Here is a 22,911-nt window from a genome sequence, read left to right on the forward strand (position 1 = left end):
GGTGGCGGAGAGACTTATGTCCCTTCGTGACGCCTTGAAAGGTGTTCAATGCCTACTTTGCCCGTCTGGTTCGAGATCGGCTCCTTTGCCGTCTTGGGCATCATCCTGCTCGCCGACCTTTTGTTGGTCATGAAGCGCCCGCACATCCCCTCCATGAAGGAATCCGGCCTGTGGGTCGGCTTCTACGTGACCCTGGCGCTGATCTTCGCGGCCCTGCTGTTCGTATTCACGGGCCCCGAGTACGGCAGCCAGTTCGTGGCCGGCTGGGTCACCGAATACAGCCTGAGCATTGACAACCTGTTCGTGTTCATCATCATCATGGCCCGCTTCGCCGTTCCCCGCGCCTACCAGCAGGGCGTGCTCATGGTGGGTATCGTGATCGCGCTGATCCTGCGCGGCATCTTCATCATGGTGGGCGCCGTCGTCATTGAGCAGTTCAGCTGGATCTTCTACGTCTTCGGCGCCTTCCTGCTGTGGACCGCCTGGAAGCAGGCCACCGAGAAGCACGACGACGCCGGCGAGGAACCCGCCAAGGACAACGCGATCATCCGGATTGTCCGCAAGTTCATCCCGATGACGGATCGCTACGACGGCACCAAGCTGCGCACCAAGATCGACGGCAAGAAGATCTTCACCCCCATGCTGGTCGTGTTCGTCACGATCGGCCTGACGGACCTGTTGTTCGCCGTTGACTCCATCCCGGCCATCTTCGGCCTGACCCAGAGCGCCTTCATCGTCTTCACGGCCAACATCTTCGCCTTGATGGGCCTGCGCCAGCTGTACTTCCTGCTCGGCGGCCTGATGGACCGGCTCGTCTACCTCAAGCACGCACTGTCCGTCATCCTGGCGTTCATCGGCATCAAGCTCGTCTTCCATGCCATGCACGTGAATGAACTGCCGTTCATCAACGGCGGCCACCCGATCCACTGGGTTCCGGACATCTCCACGTTCGCTTCGCTGGCCGTCATCCTCGGCACGCTCATCGTCGCCGTCGTCGCCAGCCTGCTGAGCCCGGCGGGCCGTGCCGCAGCCGCGGAGGCAAAGGCCGCCAAGGAAACCCTGGAGGCATAGGCGGCAAAAATGGGTCTCGACAGGCTCGACCACCGGTGGTCGAGCCTGTCGAGACCCATTTGCGTATGACGGGGCTTAGCCCTGCGGGGTGCGGACCTCGCTGAGCAGGCGCGCAAAGATGCCCTCGCCGTCGTCGGCAATGCCGTCGTGGTGGAAGTCGGCGGTCTCCCAGACGTGCAGGCCCTGGACTGAGGCGGCGGTTGCGAGCGAGATGTCGCGGTCCACGTAGATGTCGTCCGAGTACACGGCGGCGGCCACGGGAACCGTGTTGCGGCCAAGCTGTTCGACGTCGTAGAGGGCGCCCCAGCCGTCCGTGCGGGCCGCGAGCAGTTCCGCCAGCTCACGCAGCGGCACCAGCGCCGGGTCCTGCTCGAAGTACCAGGGGTACACTGCCTCGCCGGTCAGCAGCGGCTCGGCCACGTCGGGGTGGAACTCCGGGCGCTCTGCCAGGACGCGGGCGGCGGCCCAGTTGCTGGCCTCGCCCTGGACGTAGATGGACTCGTGCATGACCGCATAGAGCGGGTTGGCCGCACGGCTCACCTGAGCGGAAACCTGGGCCAGGAAGACGTCGGAGAGCCGGTCGCCGTCGGGCGTTGGGACAAACGCATCCTCCAGCAGGTAGTGGAGGGCGTCGATCCGGGTGTTGCCGCCAAAGTAGTTGCCCAGCATTTGGAGCCGTTCGGGGGTGAGGCGTTCACCCGTGGGGAGGTGCTCGCTCACCTTGACCACGTGGCGCATGAGCCGGGTGAAGAGCTCCCTGTCCTGCGGGTAGCGGGCAAAGTATTCGGCGTTGCGGGCCAGCAGGCGACCAAACGTTGCCTCGTAGACCTGGTCGGCCGGACCGGTCAGCGGTCCCAAACCGCCGGTGACCAGCACCTCCTTCAACCCCTCGGGGGCAAAAGAGAGGTACGTCAGGGCGCAGAAGCCGCCGTAGCTTTGGCCAAAGATGCTCCACGGGTCCGAGCCCAGCTCGCGGCGGATCAGCTCGGCGTCGGCCACGATATCGGTGGCGCGGAAGTGCGCGAGGTAATCGGCCTGCGCGGCAACGTCGCCCACGAGGGGCAGGGTCTGCCGCGAGGCGGGCGTGGAAAGCCCCGTGCCGCGCTGGTCCAGCATGAGGATCCGGAAGCTCTTGGCCGCCTCGCCCAGCCAGCCGCCGAGGCCCAGCGGCCGGTTGCCGCGACCGCCCGGGCCGCCCTGCAGGAACAACAGCCACGGCACCTTCTCGCCGCCCTTGGCCGGGTCGAAGAGCTCCCGGGCGAAGAGGGTGATGGCGGGACCGTCGGGGTTGGCGTGGTCAAGGGGGGCGCTGAACCAGTGGTCGCGCATGCCCACACCGCGGATGACGTACTTCTCACCGGCGCTCACGCGCGGGCCTCCGAAGCGGCAGCTGCGGTGCCGCCGAAGGAACCCAGGGCCGCACCGTCCAGGCGGTACACGTGCCAGCCGTCCATGGATTCGGCACCCAGCGATTTGTAGAAGTCGATGGCGGGGGTGTTCCAGTCCAGAACACTCCATTCCACCCGTGCATAGCCGCGTTCCACGGCGATCCCGGCCAGAGTGCGCAGCAGCGCCTTGCCGTGGCCGCCGCCGCGGGCCTCCGGGCGGACATACAGGTCCTCCAAGTGGATGCCGAGCTTGCCCTCCCACGTGGAGTAGTTCAGGAACCACAGGGCGAAGCCCGCGATGGGCTCGCCGGCCTCGGGGCTGTCCACCACGTGGACAAAGACCTGCGGGTTGTCGCCAAAGAGGGAGGCGTGGAGCATCTCCTCGGTGTTCTTCACGGCGTCCGGCTCTTTTTCATAGACGGCCAGGTCGTGGATCATGCCAAGGATGGCGGGGACATCGGCGGGTATCGCGGTTCGAATCAAACTCATGAAACGAGCTTATCCGTTGCCGCGCGCCCTTCAGTGCCCCGCCCCGCGCGCCGCTACATGCGGCTGAAGTCCTCCAGCACGACGACGGCGGAGCCGGCCTCGTTGGACGCCTCCAGGTCCACGGTGGCCGTGATCGACCAGTCGTGGTTGCCGTCCGGGTCCGCCAGCGTCTGGCGGACCTTCCAGGAATCGGCCGATTCGGTGATCTGCAGCAGGGCCGGGCCGCGGGCCGCCGGGCCCGCCTCGATGAACTCGTGCTCGTCCCAGTACGAGTCCAGCGCGTCGGCCCAGCGATCGGCACCCCAGCCATTGTCGCCGTCGAGCTCGCCCAACGCCTCGAAGTCGTCGTCGGCGGCAAGCTCCACCCGGCGGAACATCTCGTTGCGCACCATGACCCGGAACGCGCGGTGGTTGTCGGTCAGGCGCGGCGGCGTCGGTGGCAGCACGGATTCGGCGGCCGGTCCTTCGTCCTCGCCGTTGGTCATCTTCTCCCACTCGTCCAGCAGGCTGGAGTCCACCTGGCGGACCAGCTCGCCCAGCCAGGAGATGATGTCCTGTAGGTCCTCGCGCAGCGCATCCTGCGGAACCGTCTGGCGCAGCGCCTTGTAGGCGTCGGTCAGGTAGCGCAGCACGATCCCCTCGGAGCGGGCCAGCGAGTAGTACTGGACGTACTCGCCAAAGTTCATGGCGCGTTCGTACAGGTCGCGGATGATCGATTTGGGGCTCAGCTCGAAGTCGCCCACCCACGGCGCGGCCTTCCGGTACACCTCGAACGCGCCAAACAACAGCTCGCCCAACGGCATCGCGTACGTGACCTCGTCGAGGATCGCCATGCGCTCGTCGTACTCGATGCCCTCGCTCTTCATGGCCGCGACCTTTTCGGTGCGGGCCCGCTTGAGCTGCGCTGCGAGGATCTGGCGCGGCTTTTCCAGCGTCGACTCGATGACCGAGATGACATCCAGGGCGTAGCTGGGGGATTCGGGATCCAGCAGTTCCAGGGCGGCCAGCGCAAAGGGGGAGAGCGGCTGGTTCAACGCAAAGTTCATCTGCAGGTGCATCGTGAGCCGGACCGTGCGGCCGTCGCTCTCCAGCTCGTCCGCGGGAATCCGCTCGATGATGCCGGCGCCCAGCAGCTCCCGGTAGATGCCCAGGGCCTTGCGGATGAGCCGGCGCTGGGCGGCGGGGGACTCGTGGTTTTCCGTGAGCAGCTTCTTGGCGGCCGCGAAGGGGTCCCCGGGGCGTTCCAGCAGGTTCAGCAGCATGGCGTGGGTGATGGTGAAGCTTGAGGTCAGCGGCTCGGGCACGGATTCGGCCAGCCTGTTGAACGTGGGCTCACCCCAGCTGACAAAGCCCTGCTGCGGCTTCTTCTTGACCACCTGGCGGAGCTTCTTCTGGTCGTCGCCGAACTTCGCGACCGCCTTCGCCATGGCCTTCGTGTTTTCAATGACGTGGTCCGGTGCCTGGACGATCACGGTTCCGGCCGTGTCGTAACCGGCCCGGCCGGCACGCCCGGCAATCTGCTGGAACTCGCGGACCTGCAGCACGCGGGTGCGGACGCCGTCGTACTTGCTCAGGGCGGTCAATAGCACGGTGCGGATGGGCACGTTGATGCCCACGCCCAGGGTGTCGGTGCCGCAGATGACCTTCAGCAGCCCGGCCTGGGCCAGCTGCTCCACGAGGCGCCGGTACTTGGGCAGCATGCCGGCGTGGTGCACGCCGATCCCGTGCCGCACCAGCCGGTTGAGGGTCTTGCCGAAGCCGGCGGAGAAACGGAAACCGGCGATCAGTTCGCCGATCTTGTCCTTTTCCTCCCGCGTGCACACGTTGACGCTCATCAGGTTCTGGGCCCTGTCGATGGCCTCGGCCTGGCTGAAGTGCACCACATAGACGGGCACCTGCTTCGTGGCGAGCAGTTCCTCCAGCGACTCGTGCACGCCGGTCTGGACGTAGTAGTAGTGCAGCGGGATGGGGCGTTCGCCGGAGGACACCGTGGTGGTGGTCCGGTTGGTCAGTTCCGTCAGCTCGCGTTCAAAGCGGCTCACGTCGCCCAGGGTGGCGCTCATGAGCAGGAACTGCGACTGCGGCAGTTCCAGCAGCGGCAATTGCCAGGCCCAGCCGCGCTGCGGGTCGGCGTAGTAGTGGAACTCGTCCATGATGACGACGCCGACGTCGGCGTTCTCGCCTTCCCGCAGCGCAATGTTCGCCAGGATCTCGGCCGTGCAGCAGATGATCGGGGCGTCCTGGTTCACGGAGGAGTCGCCGGTGACCATGCCGACGTTCTCGGCGCCGAAGATCTCGCACAGGGCGAAGAACTTTTCCGAGACCAGCGCCTTGATGGGGGCCGTGTAGTAGCTGGCCGCGCCGCGGGCCATGGCGTTGAAGTGCGCGGCAATCGCCACCATGGACTTGCCCGAGCCCGTGGGCGTGGACAGGATCACGTTGTTGCCGCTGACCAGTTCGATCGCGGCGTCCTCCTGGGCGGGGTACAGCTCCAGGCCCCGGTCCATGGTCCATTCCAGGAACGCCTCCAGGACGTCGTCATCGCTGGAGGTTTTTGCATCGAGGCCGGAGAGTTGTTCAAGAAGATTCATGGTTCCCCCAGTCTACGGGCGGCGGCTGTGGCAGGATAACGCCATGGGAAGCAATCAGCTCACGTGGGACCCGGCCAAATACGTCCAGTTCGGCGACTTCCGCAACAGGCCGTTCTTCGACCTCACCGGACGGATCGCGGCAGATTCCCCGCGCACGGTGGTGGACCTGGGCTGCGGGCCCGGGAACCTGACGGCCGAACTGGCCCGGCGATGGCCCGGCGCAACAGTGCAGGGCCTGGACAGTTCCGCGGACATGGTGTCCGCCGCCCGGAAGCCCGACGCCGAACCGCCGCCCGATCTTTCCTTCGAGGTGGCGGACATTCGCTCATGGCAGCCCGGCCCGGACACCGACGTGGTGGTCTCCAACGCGGCCCTGCAATGGGTGCCCGGCCACCAGGAGTTGATGGCCGGCTGGCTCGCGGCCCTGCGACCCGGGGCGTGGCTGGCCGTGCAGGTGCCGGGCAACTTCGGCTCGCCGTCCCACACGCTCATGCGCGGGCTCGCGGAGTCGCCCACCTGGCGGGACCGGCTCGGCGGGGTGCTGCGGCACGGGGACGCCGTGTGGGAACCCGAGCAGTATCACGAGCTCCTGCTGCGCGGCGGCGCCCGGGCGGACGTCTGGGAAACCACCTACAGCCAGCTGCTGCCGGGGGAGCACCCCGTGCTGGACTGGGTGCGCGGCACGGGCCTGCGCCCCGTGCTCCAGGCTTTGACCCCGGCCGACGCTGCGGCCTTCGAAACCGAATATTCGGCCCTCCTGGACGAGGCCTACCCGGCCGGCGAATTTGGCACGGTGTACCCCTTCCGAAGGCTCTTCATGGTGGGACAAAAACAATGACCGAACTTTCCGATTTTCCGCAGGACTGGCAACGGGCGCTCGTGATCGTGGCACACCCCGACGACCCCGAATACGGCATGGCGGCCGCCGTGGCGCAGTGGGTGGCCGTGGGCAAGGAGGTGCACTACCTGCTGGCCACGCGCGGCGAGGCCGGCATCGCGGGCCTGCCACCGGCCGAATCCGGGCCCTTGCGCGCCGAGGAGCAGCGCAGGGCGTGCGCCAGGGTGGGCGTCACCGACCTGGTGTTCCTTGACCACCCCGACGGGCGGATCGAGGAGGGCCTGGGCCTGCGCCGGGACTTTGCCCGGCACATCCGCCGGGTCCGCCCCGACCTGGTCCTCACCCTGAACCACACCGACCATTGGGGTCCCGGGCGCTGGAACAGTGCCGACCACCGCGCCGTGGGCCGGTGCGTACTCGATGCCGTGGGCGACGCGGACAACGACTGGATCTTCCCCGAACTGCTCGAGGAGGGCCTGGCCAAACACCATGTGGGCCGCGTGGCCATCAGTTCCCCGCACCCCACCCACGCCCAGGCCGTTGACGCGGAAAGCGTGGAAAAGGCCGTCGCATCCCTGGCCGAGCACGGCCGCTATCTTCAGGCATTGAGCGCGGATCCGGTGCTGGAACAGGCCCGGCGGCAGGTGTCCATGGTGACCGGCGGCGGCATGGTGCGGTTCGAACTTTACGGCTAGGCCCGGCGTCGTCCCGGTCACAGGAAACTCCCATTCCGCTGTGGGAAAAATGCCCTGACAAGGGGCTCCGGCAGGAGTAGTTTGTTACCTGTTCGAACTATGGTCCGTGTGGCCGGATGGTGCTGGGAGGATCCATGCTCTTTCGTCTGATTAGCCGCAACCTGAAACCCCACAAGGGGCCGTTGGTGTTGATTGTGGTGCTGCAGTTCCTCTCCACCCTGGGCACCTTGTACCTGCCAACCCTGAACGCCGACATCATCGATTCCGGCGTCGTCAAGGGCGACATCGGCACCATCTTCCAACTGGGCGGCTGGATGCTGCTCATCACGGCCGGCCAGGTGGTCTGTGCCATTGCCGCAACCTACTTCAGCGCCTATGTGGCCATGGGGGTGGGCCGGCAGATCCGCCGCGACCTCTTCAACAAGGTCGAGTCGTTCTCCTCCCAGGAGGTGGGCGTGTTCGGTGCGCCGTCCCTGATCACCCGCACCACCAACGACGTCCAGCAGGTCCAGATGCTCACGCTCATGAGTTTCACGCTCATGGTCACCGCGCCCATCATGTGCGTGGGCGGCATCATCCTGGCCCTGAAGCAGGATGTCCCGCTGTCCTCCCTGCTGCTCGTGGTGCTGCCGCTGCTGGTGGTGGCGATCGCGCTGATCGTGCGCAAGCTGGTCCCCACCTTCCGCAAGGTCCAAAAGCAGCTCGACGGCGTCAACGGGGTGCTGCGCGAGCAGATCATGGGCATCAGCGTCATCCGCGCCTTTGTCCGCCGCGACTACGAGGCGGAGCGTTTCGCCACGGCCAACGGCGAACTGACGGCCTCCCAGCTGCGCGCCGGCCGGCTGCTTTCGCTCATGTTCCCCACGATCTTCACGCTGGTCAACGTGACCAGCGTGGGCGTGCTGTGGTTTGGCGGGCACCGGATCGACGCCGGCCAGATGCAGATCGGCTCCCTGACGGCGTTCCTGAGCTACATCCTGCAAATCCTAATGTCCGTCATGATGGCCATGTTCATGTTCATGATGATCCCGCGTGCCGCCGTCAGTGCCGAGCGCATCGAGGCCGTGCTGACCACCGAGCCGTCGGTGCGGGACACTGCGGCGTCAGTGTCCGTGCCCAAACTTGACGGCGAGCTTTCCTTCGCCGACGTCGCGTTCAGCTACCCGGGCGCCGAGGCGCCGGTGGTGTCCGGCCTGAACTTCTCCGCAACCCCGGGTACGACGACGGCGATCGTCGGCTCCACGGGCAGCGGCAAGACCACGCTGGTGAACCTGATCCCGCGCCTCCTGGACCGCACCACGGGAGCCATCAGCGTGGGCGGCTACGAGAACCATGCCGTATCGCTCGCATCCCTGCGCGGCAACATCGGCCTGGTGCCGCAGAAGGCCTACCTGTTCTCCGGTGACGTGGCCAGCAACCTGCGCGTGGGCAAGTCCGACGCGACCGAGGAAGACATGTGGCGGGCCCTGAAGGTCGCCCAGGCCGCCGACTTCGTCAGCGAAATGCCCGGCGGGCTGTCCGCACCGATCGAACAGGGCGGCAGCAACCTCTCCGGCGGCCAGCGCCAGCGCCTGTGCATCGCCCGGGCGGTCATCGCCGACCCCAGCATTTACGTCTTCGACGACAGTTTCTCCGCCCTGGACTTCGCCACCGACGCCCGGCTCCGGGCGGCCCTGAAACCCGTCACCACCAACGCCACGGTCCTGGTGGTGGCCCAACGGATCAGCACCATCATGCACGCCGACAACATCCTCGTCATGGACGAGGGCCGGATCGTCGGGCAGGGCACGCACCAGGAGCTCATGGCCGGGTGCGGGACCTACCAGGAAATTGTCACCTCCCAGATGACCGATGAAGACCAGGAGCACGCGGCATGAGCATGAGGGGAATGGCTGCCGGCGGACCGCCGCAAAAGCCCGTCGCATTCGGCAAGAGCCTCAAGCGGATCCTGGGCCTCATGGCGCCGGACCGGATCCGGATGACCTGGGTCGTAATCCTGGCGGCCGTCTCCGTGGTGCTGTCCGTGCTGGCGCCGAAACTGCTGGGCCACGCCACCGACGTGATCTTCAATGGCGTGGCCGGGACCATGTTCAAGGGCTTCCCGGCCGGCACCACCAAGGCCGAAGTCCTGGCCGCCCTGCGCGCCAAGGGCCAGGGGCAGGTCGCGGACATGCTCGGCGGCATGAACTTCGTGCCCGGGCAGGGCCTGGACTTCAACGCGCTCGGCTGGATCCTCATCGGCGTGCTGGCACTGTACCTGGTGGCGTTCTTCTTCAACTGGTCCCAGGGCTACATCACCGCCGGCGTGGTCCAGCGGGCCATGTACCGGCTGCGGCAGCGGATCGAGGAGAAGCTCGACCGGCTGCCGATGTCGCACTTCCAGGAGCAGTCCCGCGGCGACGTGTTGTCGAAGGTCACCAACGACATCGACAACTTCTCCCAAACGCTGACCCAAACGCTGACGCAGGTGCTGACCTCCGTGCTGACGGTGGTGGGCGTGCTCGCCTTCATGTTCTCGATCTCCTGGATCCTGGCCATCATCGCGCTCGTCACGGTCCCGATCGTCGCGTTGATCACCGTCGCGATCGCCAAACGGTCCCGCGTGCAGTTCACCACGCAGTGGAAGACCACCGGCCAACTCAACGGGCACGTCGAGGAAATGTTCACGGGCCACGAGATCGTCAAGGCATTCGGCCAGCAGGAAGCGGCCATTGAAAAGTTCGCCGTCTCCAACGACCGCCTCTACGCCTCCAGCGCCAAGGCCCAGTTCATCTCCGGCATCATCATGCCGTCCATGAACTTCATCTCCAACCTCAACTACGTGATCGTCGCGGTGATCGGTGGCATCCAGGTGGCCTCCGGCACCCTGACGATCGGCAGCGTGCAGGCGTTCATCCAGTACTCACGCCAATTCAGCCAGCCCATGGCGCAGATCGGCTCCATGTTCAACCTCCTCCAGTCCGGCGTCGCGTCGGCCGAGCGGGTGTTCGAGCTGCTCGACGCGAAGGAGCAGGACCCCGACCACGTGCCCGCACAAACCATCACCAACCCCAAGGGCCGGGTGGTGTTCGAGAACGTGAACTTCAGCTACAGCCCGGACGAGCCGCTCATCCAGGACCTCTCGCTCGTGGCCGAGCCCGGCCAGACGGTCGCGATCGTCGGGCCCACGGGCGCCGGGAAGACGACGCTCGTGAACCTGCTCATGCGCTTCTACGACATCGACTCCGGGCGGATCACGATCGACGGCGTCGACACCGCCAAGATGGCCCGCGACGACCTCCGCCGCCGCTTCGGCATGGTCCTGCAGGACGCCTGGCTGTTCGGCGGCACCATCCGGGACAACCTGGCCTACGGCAAACTCGACGCCACGGAGGAGGAGATCACCGCCGCCGCCGAGGCAACCCACGTGGACCACTTCGTCCGGGCCCTTCCCGACGGCTACAACACCGTGCTGACCGACGACGGCGCGGGGCTCAGCACCGGCCAGCGCCAGCTCATGACGATCGCCCGGGCCTGGGTTGCCGACCCCGGCATCCTGATCCTCGACGAGGCCACGAGCTCCGTTGACACCCGCACCGAGGTGCTGATCCGGCAGGCCATGAACCGGCTGCGGGAATCCCGCACGAGCTTTGTCATCGCCCACCGGCTCTCCACGATTCGCGACGCCGACCTGATCCTCGTCATGGACCACGGCCGGATTGTGGAACAGGGAACCCACGAGGACCTCCTCTCCGACAACGGTTTCTACTACGATCTGTACATGAGCCAATTTGCGGATCCCGTGGTGGAGGAAACAAGCACGCCATGAATGCCGCCGAGCTGATCATGCGCCGCTGGAAACCCGTCACCGAATCCTCGGTGCCGCCGTACGAACAAATCCGCCTGCGCATCGTGGATTTGGCGGCCGCCGGCGAACTCGCCGTCGGCATGAAGCTTCCGTCCGTCCGTGCCCTCGCCACCGAGCTTGGCGTTGCCGCGAACACCGTGGCGCGTGCCTACCGGGAACTTGAACACGCCGGGATCGTGGTGACCGCCGGACGCAGCGGCACCGTCATCGCCTCCGGCGGCGACCAGCTGACGGAAGCCGTGGCGACCGCTGCGGCCGAGTTCGCCGGCGTCGTCCTCAAGTGCGGCGTGCCGTCCGCCAAGGCGTTGGCCATGGTGTCCGCGGCCCTGGAACGCGGCGCCACGCGGTAGTGGGGAACACCTCTTCGACAGCGGGTGTTCGAACGAAGATTCGACTATACTGATAAGCGTTGGTGCTTACATCGCAATGTCCGGGACTCGGACGGTACCTCGAAGGAAACAATGCCCCAGTCGCTCAGCCCGAAGTCCACTCCAGCGCGCCCGGATTTGTCGCGCTTGATTGTCAAGGGGGCCCGCGAACACAACCTTCGCAACGTGGACCTTGACCTGCCCCGCGACGCCATGATCGTATTCACCGGCCTGTCCGGGTCCGGCAAGTCCTCGCTGGCGTTTGACACGATCTTCGCCGAAGGCCAGCGCCGCTACGTGGAATCGCTCTCCGCCTACGCCCGCCAGTTCCTGGGGCAGGTGGACAAGCCCGACGTCGATTTCATCGAGGGACTGTCCCCGGCGGTGTCCATCGACCAGAAGTCCACGTCCAAGAACCCGCGCTCCACGGTGGGCACCATCACCGAGATCTACGACTACATGCGCCTGCTCTGGGCGCGCGTCGGCACCCCGCACTGCCCCGTCTGCGGCGAGCCGATCGCCAAGCAGACCCCGCAGCAGATCGTGGACCAGCTGCTGGAGATGGAGGAGGGCACCCGCTTCCAGATCCTTGCCCCCGTTGTACGTGAGCGCAAGGGCGAGTTCGTGGAGTTGTTCCGCGAACTCACGGCCAAGGGCTACTCCCGGGCCAAGGTGGACGGCGAGCAGATCCAGCTCTCCGATCCGCCCAAGCTGAAGAAGACGTTCAAGCACTCCATCGAGGTGGTCGTGGACCGCCTCGTCGTCAAGGACGGCATCCAGCAGCGCCTCACCGACTCCGTGGAAACCGCGCTCGGCCTGGCCGAGGGCCGCGTGCTGGCCGAACTCGTCGACCTGGACGAGGGCGACGCCGGGCGGGTCCGGCAGTTCTCCGAGAACCTCGCGTGCCCCAACGAGCACCCGCTCGCGATCGACGAGATCGAGCCGCGCTCCTTCTCCTTCAACAACCCCTTCGGCGCCTGCAGCGCCTGCAGCGGCATCGGCACCAAGCTCGAGGTCGACGAGGAACTCGTGGTTCCCAACCCGTTCCTGAGCCTGCGGGACGGCGCCATTGCGCCGTGGTCGCTGGGCACCGCCACCACGGAGTACTGGAACCGGCTGCTCGAGGGCCTCTCCGACGACCTCGACTTCAGCCTCGACGACTCCTGGAACAAGCTGTCCACCGAAACCCGCCAGGCCATCCTGTACGGCAAGGACCACAAGGTGGTGGTGCAGTACAAGAACCGCTTTGGCCGCGAACGCAAGTACAGCACGGGCTTCGAGGGCGCCGTGCAGTACATCCAGCGCAAGCACCTGGAAACCGAATCGGACTCCGCGCGCGACCGCTACGAGGAGTACATGCGCCAGATCCCCTGCCCGGCCTGCGGGGGAGCGCGGCTTAACCCGGCATCGCTGTCGGTGCTCATCAACGGCAAGTCCATCGCCGAGGTCTGTGCCCTGTCCATGCGCGACTGCTTCGGCTTCCTCTCCAACCTGGTGCTGACCGGCCGCGAGGCCCAGATCGCCAGCCAGGTGCTCAAGGAGATCCAGGCCCGCCTGCAGTTCCTACTCGACGTCGGCCTTGAATACCTGAACCTGGAACGCGCCTCGGCCACGCTGTCCGGCGGCGAGGCCCAGCGCATCCGCCTGGCCACCCAAATCGGCTCCGGCCTGGTGGGCGTGCTGTACGTGTTGGACGAGCCCTCGATCGGCCTGCACCAGCGCGACAACCGCCGCCTCATCGAGACCCTCACCCGGCTGCGGGACCTCGGCAACACGCTGATCGTCGTCGAGCACGACGAGGACACCATCCACGAGGCCGACTGGATCGTGGACATCGGCCCCGGCGCCGGCGAACACGGCGGCCAGGTGGTGCACTCGGGCTCCGTGGCGGATTTGCTGAAGAACACCAACTCGCTCACGGGCGACTACCTCTCCGGGCGCAAGCAGATCCCCATGCCGTCCAAGCGGCGCAAGTACGACAAAAAGCGCGAGCTGAAGGTCGTTGGCGCCAAGGAAAACAACCTGCGCAACCTCGACGTCGCGTTCCCGTTGGGCGTGCTCACGGCCGTCACGGGCGTCAGCGGCTCCGGCAAGTCGACGCTCGTCAACGAGATCCTCTACAAGGTGCTGGCCAACAAGCTCAACGGCGCCAAGCAGGTGGCCGGCCGGCACCTGCGCGTGGACGGCCTGGAACACCTGGACAAGGTGGTGCACGTCGACCAGAGCCCCATCGGTCGCACCCCGCGCTCCAACCCCGCCACGTACACGGGCGTCTTCGACAACATCCGCAAGCTGTTCGCCGAGACCAACGAGGCCAAGGTGCGCGGCTACCAGCCGGGCCGGTTCTCCTTCAACGTCAAGGGCGGCCGCTGCGAAGCCTGCACGGGTGACGGCACGCTGAAGATCGAGATGAACTTCCTGCCCGACGTCTACGTGCCCTGCGAGGTCTGCCACGGTGCACGCTACAACCGCGAAACCCTGGAAGTCCACTACAAGGGCAAGTCGATCGCCGACGTGCTGAACATGCCGATCGAGGAAGGAGCGGAGTTCTTTGCCGCCTTCACGCCGATCGCCCGGCACCTGCGCACGCTGGTCGACGTCGGCCTGGGCTACGTCCGGCTGGGCCAGGCCTCCACGACGCTCTCTGGCGGTGAGGCGCAGCGCGTCAAGCTGGCCGCGGAACTGCAAAAGCGTTCCAACGGCCGCAGCATCTACGTCCTGGACGAGCCCACCACGGGCCTGCACTTCGAGGACATCCGCAAGCTCCTGCTGGTGCTCCAGGGCCTGGTGGACAAGGGCAACACGGTCATCGTCATCGAGCACAACCTCGACGTGATCAAGAGCGCCGACTGGATCGTGGACCTCGGGCCCGACGGCGGCACCGGCGGCGGGCAGGTCATTGCCGCCGGCACGCCGGAAAAGGTCGCCAAGAGCACCGACAGCTACACGGCGACGTTCCTGCGCGAAGTGCTCGGGGCCTGATCCGGTCCTCCGGACGGGGTCCCAGGGGCCGAAGTATGCCGGGGCGGGCATGGATGTGCATGCTCCCCGGCGGGCCGTGAGAAACTATGGACGTGACTATTGCCGCGCCCGCGCCCCTCTATGACGCCGTCCTCTTCGATTTGGACGGGACCCTGGTCGATCCGGCCGGTGGCATCACCGGCGGCATAGAACATGCACTCCGGGCCATGGACCTGCCCGTCCCGGACGCCTCGGTGCTGGAGGGCATGATCGGACCCAAGCTGGCCGACGCCCTGGCCAACCGCGCCGGCGTGCCGCTGCCCCTGGTGCCCGAGACCATCGCCGCGTACCGCAGCTGGTACCGCTCCACGGGCATGGCCATGTCCAAGGTCTACCCGGGCATCGCGGAACTGCTGGCGGAGCTGCGCGCATCGGGCATCCGCCTGGGCGTGGCCACGCAGAAGCCCGAACCCCTCGCAAAAACCCTGCTGGCCCACCACGGACTCGACGCCGCCTTTGACGTGATCCGCGGCGCCAACGAGGACGAAACCCTCATGCCCGGCGACGCCGGCTACCGGCAGGGCAAGCAGGAAATCATTGCCGCCGCATTGGCCGAACTGGCCGCGGACAACGCCGTCATGGTGGGGGACCGGCACCAGGACGTCAACGGCGCCACGGCCAACGGGCTGAGCTGCATCGGCGTGTCCTGGGGATTCGCCGTGGAAGGCGAGCTGGCCGAGGCAGGCGCGGCCGCCGTCGTCGACTCCACGACGGAACTGGCCCGGCACCTTGCCCCGGCTGCACGGGAGGCCGCGAATGGCACTGTATGACCTCACCCGGCTGCTGACCCGCGGCACCATCAGCGGGCTGTGCCGGCCCACCGTGGAAGGGCTGGAAAACGTCCCCACGGACGGGCCGTTCATCGTGGCCCCGAACCACTTGTCGTTCTTTGACTCGGTGATCGTCCAGGCGCTGACCCCGCGGCCCGTGTCCTTCTTCGCCAAGGCCGAATACTTCAACGGCAAGGGCATCAAGGGCAAGCTCATGAAGTCCTTCTTCCAGTCCGTCAACTCCATCCCGGTGGAACGCGGCGAGCAGGCAGCCAGCGTGCAGGCCCTGAAGACCCTGTTGGACATCCTGGGACGCGGCGAGGGCGTGGGCATCTACCCCGAAGGCACCCGGTCCCGCGACGGCATCCTCTACCGTGGCCGCACCGGCGTGGGCTGGCTGGCCCTGACCACCGGCGCGCCCGTGGTCCCCGTGGGCATCATCGGCACCGAGGCGCTGCAGCCGGCCGGACGCAACACCGTCAAGCCCGCACACTTCACGCTGCGCTTCGGCAAACCCCTGCACTTTGAAAAGACCGGGCCGGACCACTCCCTGCCCGCACGGCGCCACGTCACCGACACCATCATGGACGCCATCGCCGAACTCTCAGGGCAGGAACGCAGCCCCAAGTACAACCAAAGCCCCAGCATCGAGTGACGCGGCTTTCGGGGCCCTAGAATGGGCTGGTGGCAGATCCAGCAAGTTACCGGCCCCGTCCCGGCGAAATCCCGACCGATCCCGGCGTCTACCGGTTCCGTGACGAACACGGGCGCATCATCTACGTCGGCAAGGCCAAGAACCTCCGCTCCCGGCTGAACAGCTATTTCGCGAACCCCGCAACACTGCTGCCCAAGACCCACGCCATGGTGCACCACGCGGCCAGCGTGCAGTGGACCACGGTGGGCAGCGAGCTTGAGGCACTGCAGCTCGAGTACACCTGGATCAAGGAATTCACGCCGCGCTACAACTTGGCGTTCCGCGACGACAAAACCTACCCGTACCTTGCCGTGTCGATGGGCGAGAAGTATCCGCGCGTGCAGGTCATGCGGGGTGAGCGGCGCAAGGGGACCAAGTACTTTGGCCCGTACACGGCCGGGGCCATCCGCGAAACCATGGACACACTGCTGCGCGTCTTCCCGGTACGCAGCTGCAGCGTGGGCGTACTGCGCCGGGCCGAACGCAGCGGCCGGCCCTGCCTGCTCGGCTACATCGACAAATGCGCCGCACCCTGCGTGGGCCGCATCAGCGAGGAAGAGCACAAGGCACTCGCCCAGGACTTCTGCGACTTCATGGGCGGCGAGGCCAAACGGTTCATCGGAAAACTGGAACAGCAGATGGCGGCCGCCGTCGCCGAACTCGACTACGAACAAGCCGCCCGGCTGCGCGATGACATCATCGCCCTCCGCAAGGTCTTTGAACGCAACGCCGTGGTGCTGGGCGAGGACACCAACGCCGACATCTTCGCCGTCGAACAGGACGACCTCGAGGCGGCCGTGCAGGTGTTCCACGTGCGCGGCGGCCGGATCCGCGGCCAGCGCGGCTGGGTCGTGGAAAAGGTGGAAGACGCCACGGAGGCCGACCTCTGGGAACACCTCATGCAACAGGTCTACGGCGGTGAGGAGCAGCAGCAGGACAGCATTCCGCGCCAAATCCTGGTGCCGGAACTTCCCGCCAACCACGAGGACCTCGCCCAGTGGCTTGCCGGGCTGCGGAACGGGCCCGTGGAGATCAAGGTGCCGCAGCGCGGCGAGAAGGCCGCGCTCATGGAAACCGTCCGCCAAAACGCCACCCAGGCCATGGCCCTGCACAAGTCCCGCCGGGCCGGCGACCTGACCACCCGCTCCCTGGCCCTGCAGGAACTCCAGGAAGCCCTCGACCTGCCCATGCCGTTGCTGCGGATCGAGTGCTACGACATTTCCCACGTGCAGGGCACCAACGTCGTGGCCTCCATGGTTGTGGTGGAGGACGGACTGGCCAAGAAGGGCGAATACAGGAAATTCGCCATCACCGGCGAAGCCGCCATCGACGACACCGCCTCCATGCACGACGTCATCACCCGCCGCTTCCGCAACTACCTCGCCGAAAGCGAGGCCCGGGCCAACGCCGTGGCCGCCACCGGTGAGGTCTCCGGCGCATTGACCGGCGAGGACGCCGCGGAGGCGCCCAAGTCCAAGTTCGCCTACCCGCCCAACCTGGTGGTGGTGGACGGCGGCATCCCGCAGGTCAACGCCGCCCAGCGGGCCCTGGCCGAGCTGGGCATCACCGACGTCGCCGTGATCGGGCTGGCCAAACGGCTCGAGGAGGTGTGGGTGCCCGACAGCGACTTCCCGGTGATCCTGCCCCGGTCCTCCGAGGGCCTGTACCTGCTCCAGCGCATCCGCGACGAGGCCCACAGGTTCGCCATCACCTTCCACCGCGCCAAGCGCGGCAAGGCCATGACGGCGTCCGTGCTGGACACCGTCCCGGGGCTGGGCGCGGCCAAGCAGAAAGCCCTTCTGGACCACTTTGGTTCCATGAAGAAGGTCCGCGCCGCGCCCGCCGAGGAGCTGGCCGCGGCCAAGGGCATCGGGCCCGTGCTGGCGCAGGCCATCCATGACACGCTGAACACCGGGGACGAGGCCAACGCCGCGGCACCGGCCGTGAACATGACCACGGGCGAGATCCTGGATTAGGCGGATCGCGCGGCCCTTTCGGGGCCGCCGGTTTAACGTGCACGGGCCGAACATGACTAGGCTGGTGGGGAACAAACCGGCCCGTTGGAACCACCCCTGCGGGCCGGGAACACCTTTCGGTCCCGTGCCCGCGGGACCACGCCCCGCCCACACACGACGGACTAAGGACATGCAATGACGGAGCACCAAGAGACGCCCGCCGGAGATGACGGCACACTGACGGCGGTCAAACCCGTTGAGGCGGAACTGCTCGTTGTCACCGGCATGTCCGGAGCCGGCCGCAGCACCGCGGCCAACGCGCTGGAGGACCACGGCTGGTACGTCATCGAAAACCTCCCCCCACAAATGCTCGGCACCCTGGCCGAGCTCGTCTCCCGCATGCCGGCCGCGCTGCCCAAGCTGGCCGTCGTCGTCGACGTCCGCGGCAAGGCGCTCTTTGCCGACATCCGCGAATCCCTCAATGCGCTGTCCGCCGCCGGCGTCAGCTACCGGGTGCTGTTCCTGGACGCGAGCGATGACACCTTGGTGCGCCGCTTTGAGCAGGGCCGCCGCCCGCACCCGCTGCAACAGGACGGCCGGATCCTGGACGGGATCGCCGCCGAGCGGGCACTGCTGGCCGACATGAAGGCCCAGGCCGAGATGGTGCTGGACACGACGGCGTTGAACGTCCACGAACTCGCCAGCGCCGTCACCGAGCTGTTCTCCGAGACCGGTCCCGTGGTGCTGAGCCTGACGGTCATGAGCTTTGGTTTCAAGTACGGCCTGCCCGTGGACGCCAACTATGTGGCCGACGTCCGTTTCATCCCCAACCCGCACTGGATCCCGCAGCTGCGCCCGCTGACCGGCCAGGACGCCGCCGTCAGCGACTTCGTGCTCAAGGACAACGGCGCCGCCGAATTCGTGGACCGCTACGTCCACGCCCTGGAGCCCGTGCTGGCCGGGTACCGGCGGGAAAACAAGCACTACGCCACCATCGCCATCGGCTGCACGGGCGGCAAGCACCGTTCCGTGGCCGTCGCGATCGAACTGGCCAAGCGGCTGAGCCAGCTGCCCCGGGTCACCACCAGCATCCGGCACCGCGACCTGGGCCGGGAGTAGGCATGTACACCGGAATCCTGCCGATCATCCCGGCCGCCAACCGGCTCCCCGCCTTTGAATCGGGCGTGAAGGTTACGGCCCTCGGCGGCGGGCACGGCCTCGCCGCGTCCCTCTCGGCCCTGCGCCTGCTAACCAGCAACCTCACCGCCGTCGTCACGGTGGCTGACGACGGCGGCTCCTCCGGCCGCCTCCGCGAGGAGCTGGGCGTGCTGCCCCCGGGCGACCTCCGCATGGCGCTGTCCGCACTGTGCGACGACACCGACTGGGGCCGGACCTGGCGCGACGTCATGCAGCACCGCTTCACGTCCCGCAACGGCGGCGAAGGGTCGCTGGACAACCACGCGCTCGGCAACCTGCTCATCGTGACCCTGTGGGAACTGCTGGGCGACCCCGTCGCGGGGCTGCGCTGGGCCGGTGCGCTCCTGGGCGCCCGCGGCGAGGTCCTGCCGATGGCCAGCGTCCCGCTGACCATCGAGGGCCAACTGAAGTCCTCCGCCGACGCCCTCCACCCCAACGGCCGGACCATCCGCGGCCAGGCCCGGCTGGCCAAGGCCGGCGAGGTGGACAACGTCCGCCTGCTCCCCGAGGACGCGCCGGCCTGCAAGGAAGCCGTCGACGCGATCCACGCCGCCGACTGGGTGGTGCTGGGCCCCGGATCCTGGTACACCTCGGTGCTCCCGCACTTGCTGCTGCCCGAGATGCGCGCCGCCCTGTGCGCCACCAAGGCCAAGCGGCTGGTCACAATGAACCTTGACATCAACGACCTCGAGGCGACGGGCATGGACGCCGCCGACCACCTCCGGGTCATTTCCCGCTACGCCCCCGAATTTGGCGTGGACGTGGTGCTTGCCGATCCGGCGTCGATCTCCGACGTGGGGGAGTTCACAGAAGCGGCCGCGATGATAGGTGCCGAGGTGGTGTTCGGTAAGGTGGGAAGTTCCGGGGGAACGGCCACCCATGACCCGCTCCGACTGGCAGCGGCCTACCGGGACATTTTTGGGGACAACTAGTACGTGAGAGCGAAGGCGTAAACCATGGCACTGACAGCAGCCGTCAAAGAGGAACTGTCCAGGCTGGACATCAAGAAGTCCTCCGTACGCAAGGCCGAGGTGTCGGCGCTGCTGCGCTTTGCCGGGGGCTTGCACATCATCTCCGGGCGCATCGTGATCGAGGCCGAGGTCGACTCGGCCGCCACCGCCCGGCGGCTGCGTGTCGCCATCGCCGAAATCTACGGCCACCAAAGCGAAATCATCGTGGTCTCCGGCGGCGGGCTGCGCCGCGGCAACCGCTACGTGGTCCGCGTGGTCCGCGACGGCGAGGCCCTGGCCCGCCAAACGGGCCTGCTGGACGGCCGCGGCCGCCCCGTCCGCGGCCTGCCGTCCGTGGTGGTCAACGGATCGGCGGCGGACGCCGAAGCCGTCTGGCGCGGCGCCTTCCTGGCCCACGGTTCCCTGACCGAACCCGGCCGGTCCTCCGCGCTGGAGGTCACCTGCCCCGGCCCCGAGGCCGCCCTGGCCCTGGTGGGTGCGGCCCGCCGGATCGACATTGCCGCCAAGGCCCGCGAGGTGCGCGGAATTGACCGCGTCGTGATTCGCGACGGCGACACGATCGCCGAGCTGCTCATCCGCATGGGCGCCCACGAAACGCTGCTGGTGTGGGAGGAACGGCGCATGCGCAAGGAAGTGCGCGCCACCGCCAACCGCCTGGCCAACTTCGACGACGCGAACCTGCGCCGCTCCGCCCAGGCAGCCGTGGCCGCCGGTGCCCGTGTTGACCGGGCCCTGGAAATCCTTGGCGACGACGTCCCCGAGCACCTGAAGTATGCGGGGGAGCTGCGCGTGGCCCACAAGCAGGCAAGCCTGGACGAGTTGGGCCGCCTGGCCGACCCGCCACTGACCAAGGACGCCATTGCCGGGCGCATCCGCCGGCTGCTGGCCATGGCGGACAAGAAGGCCCTCGACCTGGGCATTCCCGGGACGGAGTCGAGCGTCACTTTCGACATGCTGGAATCATAAAAGTGCCTAGTATGAAAGAGTAGAAATATAACCGGCCATCCATTCGGTTATGCTCTTTGCCGGGGCAGGCACCGCCCGGTAAAAATCACCAGAAGAAACGCAACGGAGGAACCGTGACTCAGTACACACTTCCAGAACTCAGCTATGACTACGCTGCCCTGGAGCCCAACATTTCCGCCCGCATCATGGAGCTGCACCACAGCAAGCACCATGCGGCGTACGTTGCAGGGGCCAACCTGGCCCTTGAGCAGCTCGCCGAGGCGCGCGAAACCAACAACTTCGCCAACGTTGCCAAGTACTCCAAGGACCTGGCCTTCAACCTTGGTGGCCACACCAACCACTCGATTTTCTGGAACAACCTCTCACCCGAGGGTGGCGACAAGCCCGAGGGCGAGCTGGCCGCGGCCATCGACGACGCCTTTGGCTCCTTCGACGCCTTCCGCGCACACTTCACGGCCGCCGCGATGGGCATCCAGGGCTCCGGCTGGGCACTGCTCTCCTTCGAGGGCCTCGGTGGCAACATCATCATCGAGCAGCTCTTCGACCAGCAGGGCAACGTCCCCGTAGCCACCACGCCGCTGCTGATGCTGGACATGTGGGAGCACGCCTTCTACCTGGACTACGTCAACGTCAAGGCCGACTACGTCAAGGCCTTCTGGAACATCGTCAACTGGGCCGACGTTGCCAAGCGTTTCGACGCTGCTCGCAAGAACGCCACCGGCCTGATCCTGCCGTAGCATTTGTGCCGCACGGCGTGCACCTTTGAGCGCGCCGTGTGACCAATATATGGACGCCCGCCCCGTCCGATTGCCGGGGCGGGCCCCATAGAACGTAATATAGATCACGACGCCGAATTCATCCGGATGACCGCCCCCGGCGGGAACCGCCCGGATCGGCGCTGAATCCCCGGCCAGCTTCGGGAATTCGCTTTTTGCAAGATCTCTGCCCAACGTCGTGCGGGAACCACCGGTCGAAGGGAAACCCTCGGCCAGACTACGCGTGTTCGTAAGAGCACCAAGGAGAGATAATCAGTGACTACTCGTATTGGTATTAATGGGTTCGGCCGCATCGGTCGTAACTACTTCCGCGCCGCTTTGGCCCAGGGTGCCGACATTGAAATTGTTGCGGTCAACGACTTGACCAGCCCCGAGACCTTGGCTCACCTGCTCAAGTACGACTCCGTCGGGGGCCGCCTGTCGGTTTCCGTCGAAGTTGTTGACGGCCACCTCGTGGTTGACGGCAAGACCATCACGGTCCTGGCCGAGCGCGATCCCGCCAACCTGCCCTGGGGCAAGCTGGGCGTTGACATCGTCATCGAGTCCACCGGTTTCTTCACGAAGGCCGCCGCCGCACAGAAGCACATCGATGCAGGCGCCAAGAAGGTCCTGATCTCCGCACCGGCCTCCGACGAGGACATCACCATTGTCATGGGTGTCAACGACGAGCTGTACGACCCGGCCGCGCACAACATCATCTCCAACGCCTCGTGCACCACCAACTGCCTGGGCCCGCTGGCCAAGGTCCTGAACGACAACTTCGGCCTGGAGCGTGGCCTGATGACCACCATCCACGCCTACACTGCCGACCAGAACCTGCAGGACGGCCCGCACGGCGACCTGCGCCGCGCCCGCGCCGCCGCCATCAACATGGTCCCCACCTCCACGGGTGCGGCCAAGGCAATCGGCCTGGTCCTGCCGGAACTCAAGGGCAAGCTGGACGGCTTCGCCATCCGCGTTCCCGTCCCTACCGGTTCCGCCACCGACCTGACCGCCACGGTCAGCCGCGAGGTCACCGTTGAGGAAATCAACGCCGCCTACAAGGCTGCTGCAGCCGAAGGCAAGCTGGCAGGCTACCTGACGTACACCGAGGACCCGATCGTTTCCTCGGACATCGTCGGCGACCCGGCCTCCTCGATCTTCGACTCCGGCCTGACCAAGGTCATCGGCAACCAGGTCAAGGTTGTCTCCTGGTACGACAACGAGTGGGGTTACTCCAACCGCCTCGTCGACCTGACCGAACTCGTCGCATCGAAGCTGGGCTAGGCGCAAGC

The 22,911-nt window shown here is 66.7% G+C and carries 18 protein-coding genes; 15 read left to right on the top strand and 3 right to left on the bottom strand.

The window, feature by feature from the left end; all coding sequences use genetic code 11:
• The first annotated feature begins 48 nt into the window (after positions 1-48).
• Complete coding sequence (locus tag AL755_RS11305) at positions 49-1,071, top strand: TerC family protein (RefSeq protein ID WP_054011088.1); 1,023 nt, start codon at positions 49-51, stop codon at positions 1,069-1,071.
• A gap of 75 nt (positions 1,072-1,146) precedes the next feature.
• Here AL755_RS11305 and AL755_RS11310 read toward each other — a convergent pair whose 3' ends face one another.
• Genes AL755_RS11310 through AL755_RS11320 form a run of 3 tightly spaced genes read right to left on the bottom strand, consistent with a single transcriptional unit; the run spans position 1,147 to position 5,539 of the window.
• Positions 1,147-2,400, bottom strand: a complete 1,254-nt coding sequence (locus tag AL755_RS11310) for an alpha/beta fold hydrolase (RefSeq protein ID WP_082369558.1) — start codon at positions 2,398-2,400, stop codon at positions 1,147-1,149.
• Positions 2,401-2,435: 35 nt separating this feature from the next.
• Positions 2,436-2,948, bottom strand: a complete 513-nt coding sequence (locus AL755_RS11315; protein ID WP_054011090.1) for a GNAT family N-acetyltransferase — start codon at positions 2,946-2,948, stop codon at positions 2,436-2,438.
• Positions 2,949-3,001: 53 nt separating this feature from the next.
• On the bottom strand, positions 3,002-5,539 hold the full coding sequence (locus AL755_RS11320) for a DEAD/DEAH box helicase (RefSeq protein ID WP_054011091.1): 2,538 nt from the start codon (positions 5,537-5,539) through the stop codon (positions 3,002-3,004).
• A 43-nt stretch (positions 5,540-5,582) separates the two neighbouring features.
• On the opposite strand from AL755_RS11320, the gene AL755_RS11325 reads away from it, so the two are divergent.
• The 14 genes from AL755_RS11325 (at position 5,583) to gap (ending at position 22,903) form a co-directional block, all read left to right on the top strand.
• Positions 5,583-6,377: a trans-aconitate 2-methyltransferase gene (locus tag AL755_RS11325; RefSeq protein ID WP_054011092.1), complete on the top strand. Its 795-nt coding sequence runs from the start codon at positions 5,583-5,585 to the stop codon at positions 6,375-6,377.
• Positions 6,374-7,072 carry a PIG-L deacetylase family protein gene (locus AL755_RS11330; RefSeq protein ID WP_054011093.1) on the top strand — a complete coding sequence of 233 codons (699 nt, stop codon included), beginning with the start codon at positions 6,374-6,376 and terminating at the stop codon, positions 7,070-7,072. The genes AL755_RS11325 and AL755_RS11330 overlap by 4 nt, the downstream gene beginning before the upstream one ends.
• 134 nt (positions 7,073-7,206) lie before the next feature.
• Entirely contained in the window at positions 7,207-8,949 is a 1,743-nt protein-coding gene (locus tag AL755_RS11335) for an ABC transporter ATP-binding protein (protein WP_054013015.1), read from the top strand.
• A gap of 2 nt (positions 8,950-8,951) precedes the next feature.
• Positions 8,952-10,880, top strand: coding sequence for an ABC transporter ATP-binding protein (locus tag AL755_RS11340; RefSeq protein ID WP_445290513.1), 1,929 nt, complete (start codon positions 8,952-8,954; stop codon positions 10,878-10,880).
• Positions 10,877-11,269: a GntR family transcriptional regulator gene (locus AL755_RS11345; protein ID WP_202813561.1), complete on the top strand. Its 393-nt coding sequence runs from the start codon at positions 10,877-10,879 to the stop codon at positions 11,267-11,269. Before AL755_RS11340 ends, AL755_RS11345 begins: the two co-directional genes overlap by 4 nt.
• A 111-nt stretch (positions 11,270-11,380) precedes the next feature.
• Positions 11,381-14,269, top strand: a complete 2,889-nt coding sequence (uvrA, locus tag AL755_RS11350) for an excinuclease ABC subunit UvrA (protein WP_054011095.1) — start codon at positions 11,381-11,383, stop codon at positions 14,267-14,269.
• Positions 14,270-14,361: 92 nt separating this feature from the next.
• Positions 14,362-15,078, top strand: coding sequence for an HAD hydrolase-like protein (locus AL755_RS11355; protein ID WP_160318895.1), 717 nt, complete (start codon positions 14,362-14,364; stop codon positions 15,076-15,078).
• A complete protein-coding gene (locus AL755_RS11360; protein ID WP_054011097.1) occupies positions 15,065-15,733 on the top strand; it encodes a lysophospholipid acyltransferase family protein in 669 nt (222 codons plus the stop codon). Before AL755_RS11355 ends, AL755_RS11360 begins: the two co-directional genes overlap by 14 nt.
• 29 nt (positions 15,734-15,762) lie before the next feature.
• Positions 15,763-17,748, top strand: a complete 1,986-nt coding sequence (uvrC, locus tag AL755_RS11365) for an excinuclease ABC subunit UvrC (protein WP_054011098.1) — start codon at positions 15,763-15,765, stop codon at positions 17,746-17,748.
• A gap of 174 nt (positions 17,749-17,922) precedes the next feature.
• A complete protein-coding gene (rapZ, locus tag AL755_RS11370) occupies positions 17,923-18,846 on the top strand; it encodes an RNase adapter RapZ (protein WP_054011099.1) in 924 nt (307 codons plus the stop codon).
• Between the two features lie 2 nt (positions 18,847-18,848).
• On the top strand, positions 18,849-19,856 hold the full coding sequence (locus AL755_RS11375; RefSeq protein ID WP_054011100.1) for a gluconeogenesis factor YvcK family protein: 1,008 nt from the start codon (positions 18,849-18,851) through the stop codon (positions 19,854-19,856).
• Between the two features lie 24 nt (positions 19,857-19,880).
• Complete coding sequence (gene whiA / locus AL755_RS11380; protein ID WP_054011101.1) at positions 19,881-20,861, top strand: DNA-binding protein WhiA; 981 nt, start codon at positions 19,881-19,883, stop codon at positions 20,859-20,861.
• A gap of 113 nt (positions 20,862-20,974) precedes the next feature.
• Positions 20,975-21,598, top strand: coding sequence for a superoxide dismutase (locus tag AL755_RS11385; RefSeq protein WP_054011102.1), 624 nt, complete (start codon positions 20,975-20,977; stop codon positions 21,596-21,598).
• A 294-nt stretch (positions 21,599-21,892) separates the two neighbouring features.
• The gene (gene gap / locus AL755_RS11390; RefSeq protein WP_054011103.1) at positions 21,893-22,903 is read left to right on the top strand and encodes a type I glyceraldehyde-3-phosphate dehydrogenase; all 1,011 of its coding nucleotides are present in this window, start codon (positions 21,893-21,895) and stop codon (positions 22,901-22,903) included.
• Positions 22,904-22,911 lie beyond the last annotated feature (8 nt).

Origin of the sequence: Arthrobacter sp. ERGS1:01 (assembly GCF_001281315.1) — a bacterium.
In the GTDB taxonomy this organism is placed as follows: domain Bacteria; phylum Actinomycetota; class Actinomycetes; order Actinomycetales; family Micrococcaceae; genus Specibacter.

Coding starts and splice junctions, on each gene's coding strand:
- AL755_RS11360 (WP_054011097.1), top strand. CDS start 15,065: ATGGCACTGTATGACCTCACCCGGCTGCTGACCCGCGGCACCATCAGC.
- AL755_RS11335 (WP_054013015.1), top strand. CDS start 7,207: ATGCTCTTTCGTCTGATTAGCCGCAACCTGAAACCCCACAAGGGGCCG.
- AL755_RS11340 (WP_445290513.1), top strand. CDS start 8,952: ATGAGGGGAATGGCTGCCGGCGGACCGCCGCAAAAGCCCGTCGCATTC.
- AL755_RS11310 (WP_082369558.1), bottom strand. CDS start 2,400: ATGCGCGACCACTGGTTCAGCGCCCCCCTTGACCACGCCAACCCCGAC.
- AL755_RS11330 (WP_054011093.1), top strand. CDS start 6,374: ATGACCGAACTTTCCGATTTTCCGCAGGACTGGCAACGGGCGCTCGTG.
- AL755_RS11305 (WP_054011088.1), top strand. CDS start 49: ATGCCTACTTTGCCCGTCTGGTTCGAGATCGGCTCCTTTGCCGTCTTG.
- uvrA (WP_054011095.1), top strand. CDS start 11,381: ATGCCCCAGTCGCTCAGCCCGAAGTCCACTCCAGCGCGCCCGGATTTG.
- whiA (WP_054011101.1), top strand. CDS start 19,881: ATGGCACTGACAGCAGCCGTCAAAGAGGAACTGTCCAGGCTGGACATC.
- AL755_RS11345 (WP_202813561.1), top strand. CDS start 10,877: ATGAATGCCGCCGAGCTGATCATGCGCCGCTGGAAACCCGTCACCGAA.
- AL755_RS11315 (WP_054011090.1), bottom strand. CDS start 2,948: ATGAGTTTGATTCGAACCGCGATACCCGCCGATGTCCCCGCCATCCTT.
- AL755_RS11375 (WP_054011100.1), top strand. CDS start 18,849: ATGTACACCGGAATCCTGCCGATCATCCCGGCCGCCAACCGGCTCCCC.
- AL755_RS11320 (WP_054011091.1), bottom strand. CDS start 5,539: ATGAATCTTCTTGAACAACTCTCCGGCCTCGATGCAAAAACCTCCAGC.
- AL755_RS11325 (WP_054011092.1), top strand. CDS start 5,583: ATGGGAAGCAATCAGCTCACGTGGGACCCGGCCAAATACGTCCAGTTC.
- rapZ (WP_054011099.1), top strand. CDS start 17,923: ATGACGGAGCACCAAGAGACGCCCGCCGGAGATGACGGCACACTGACG.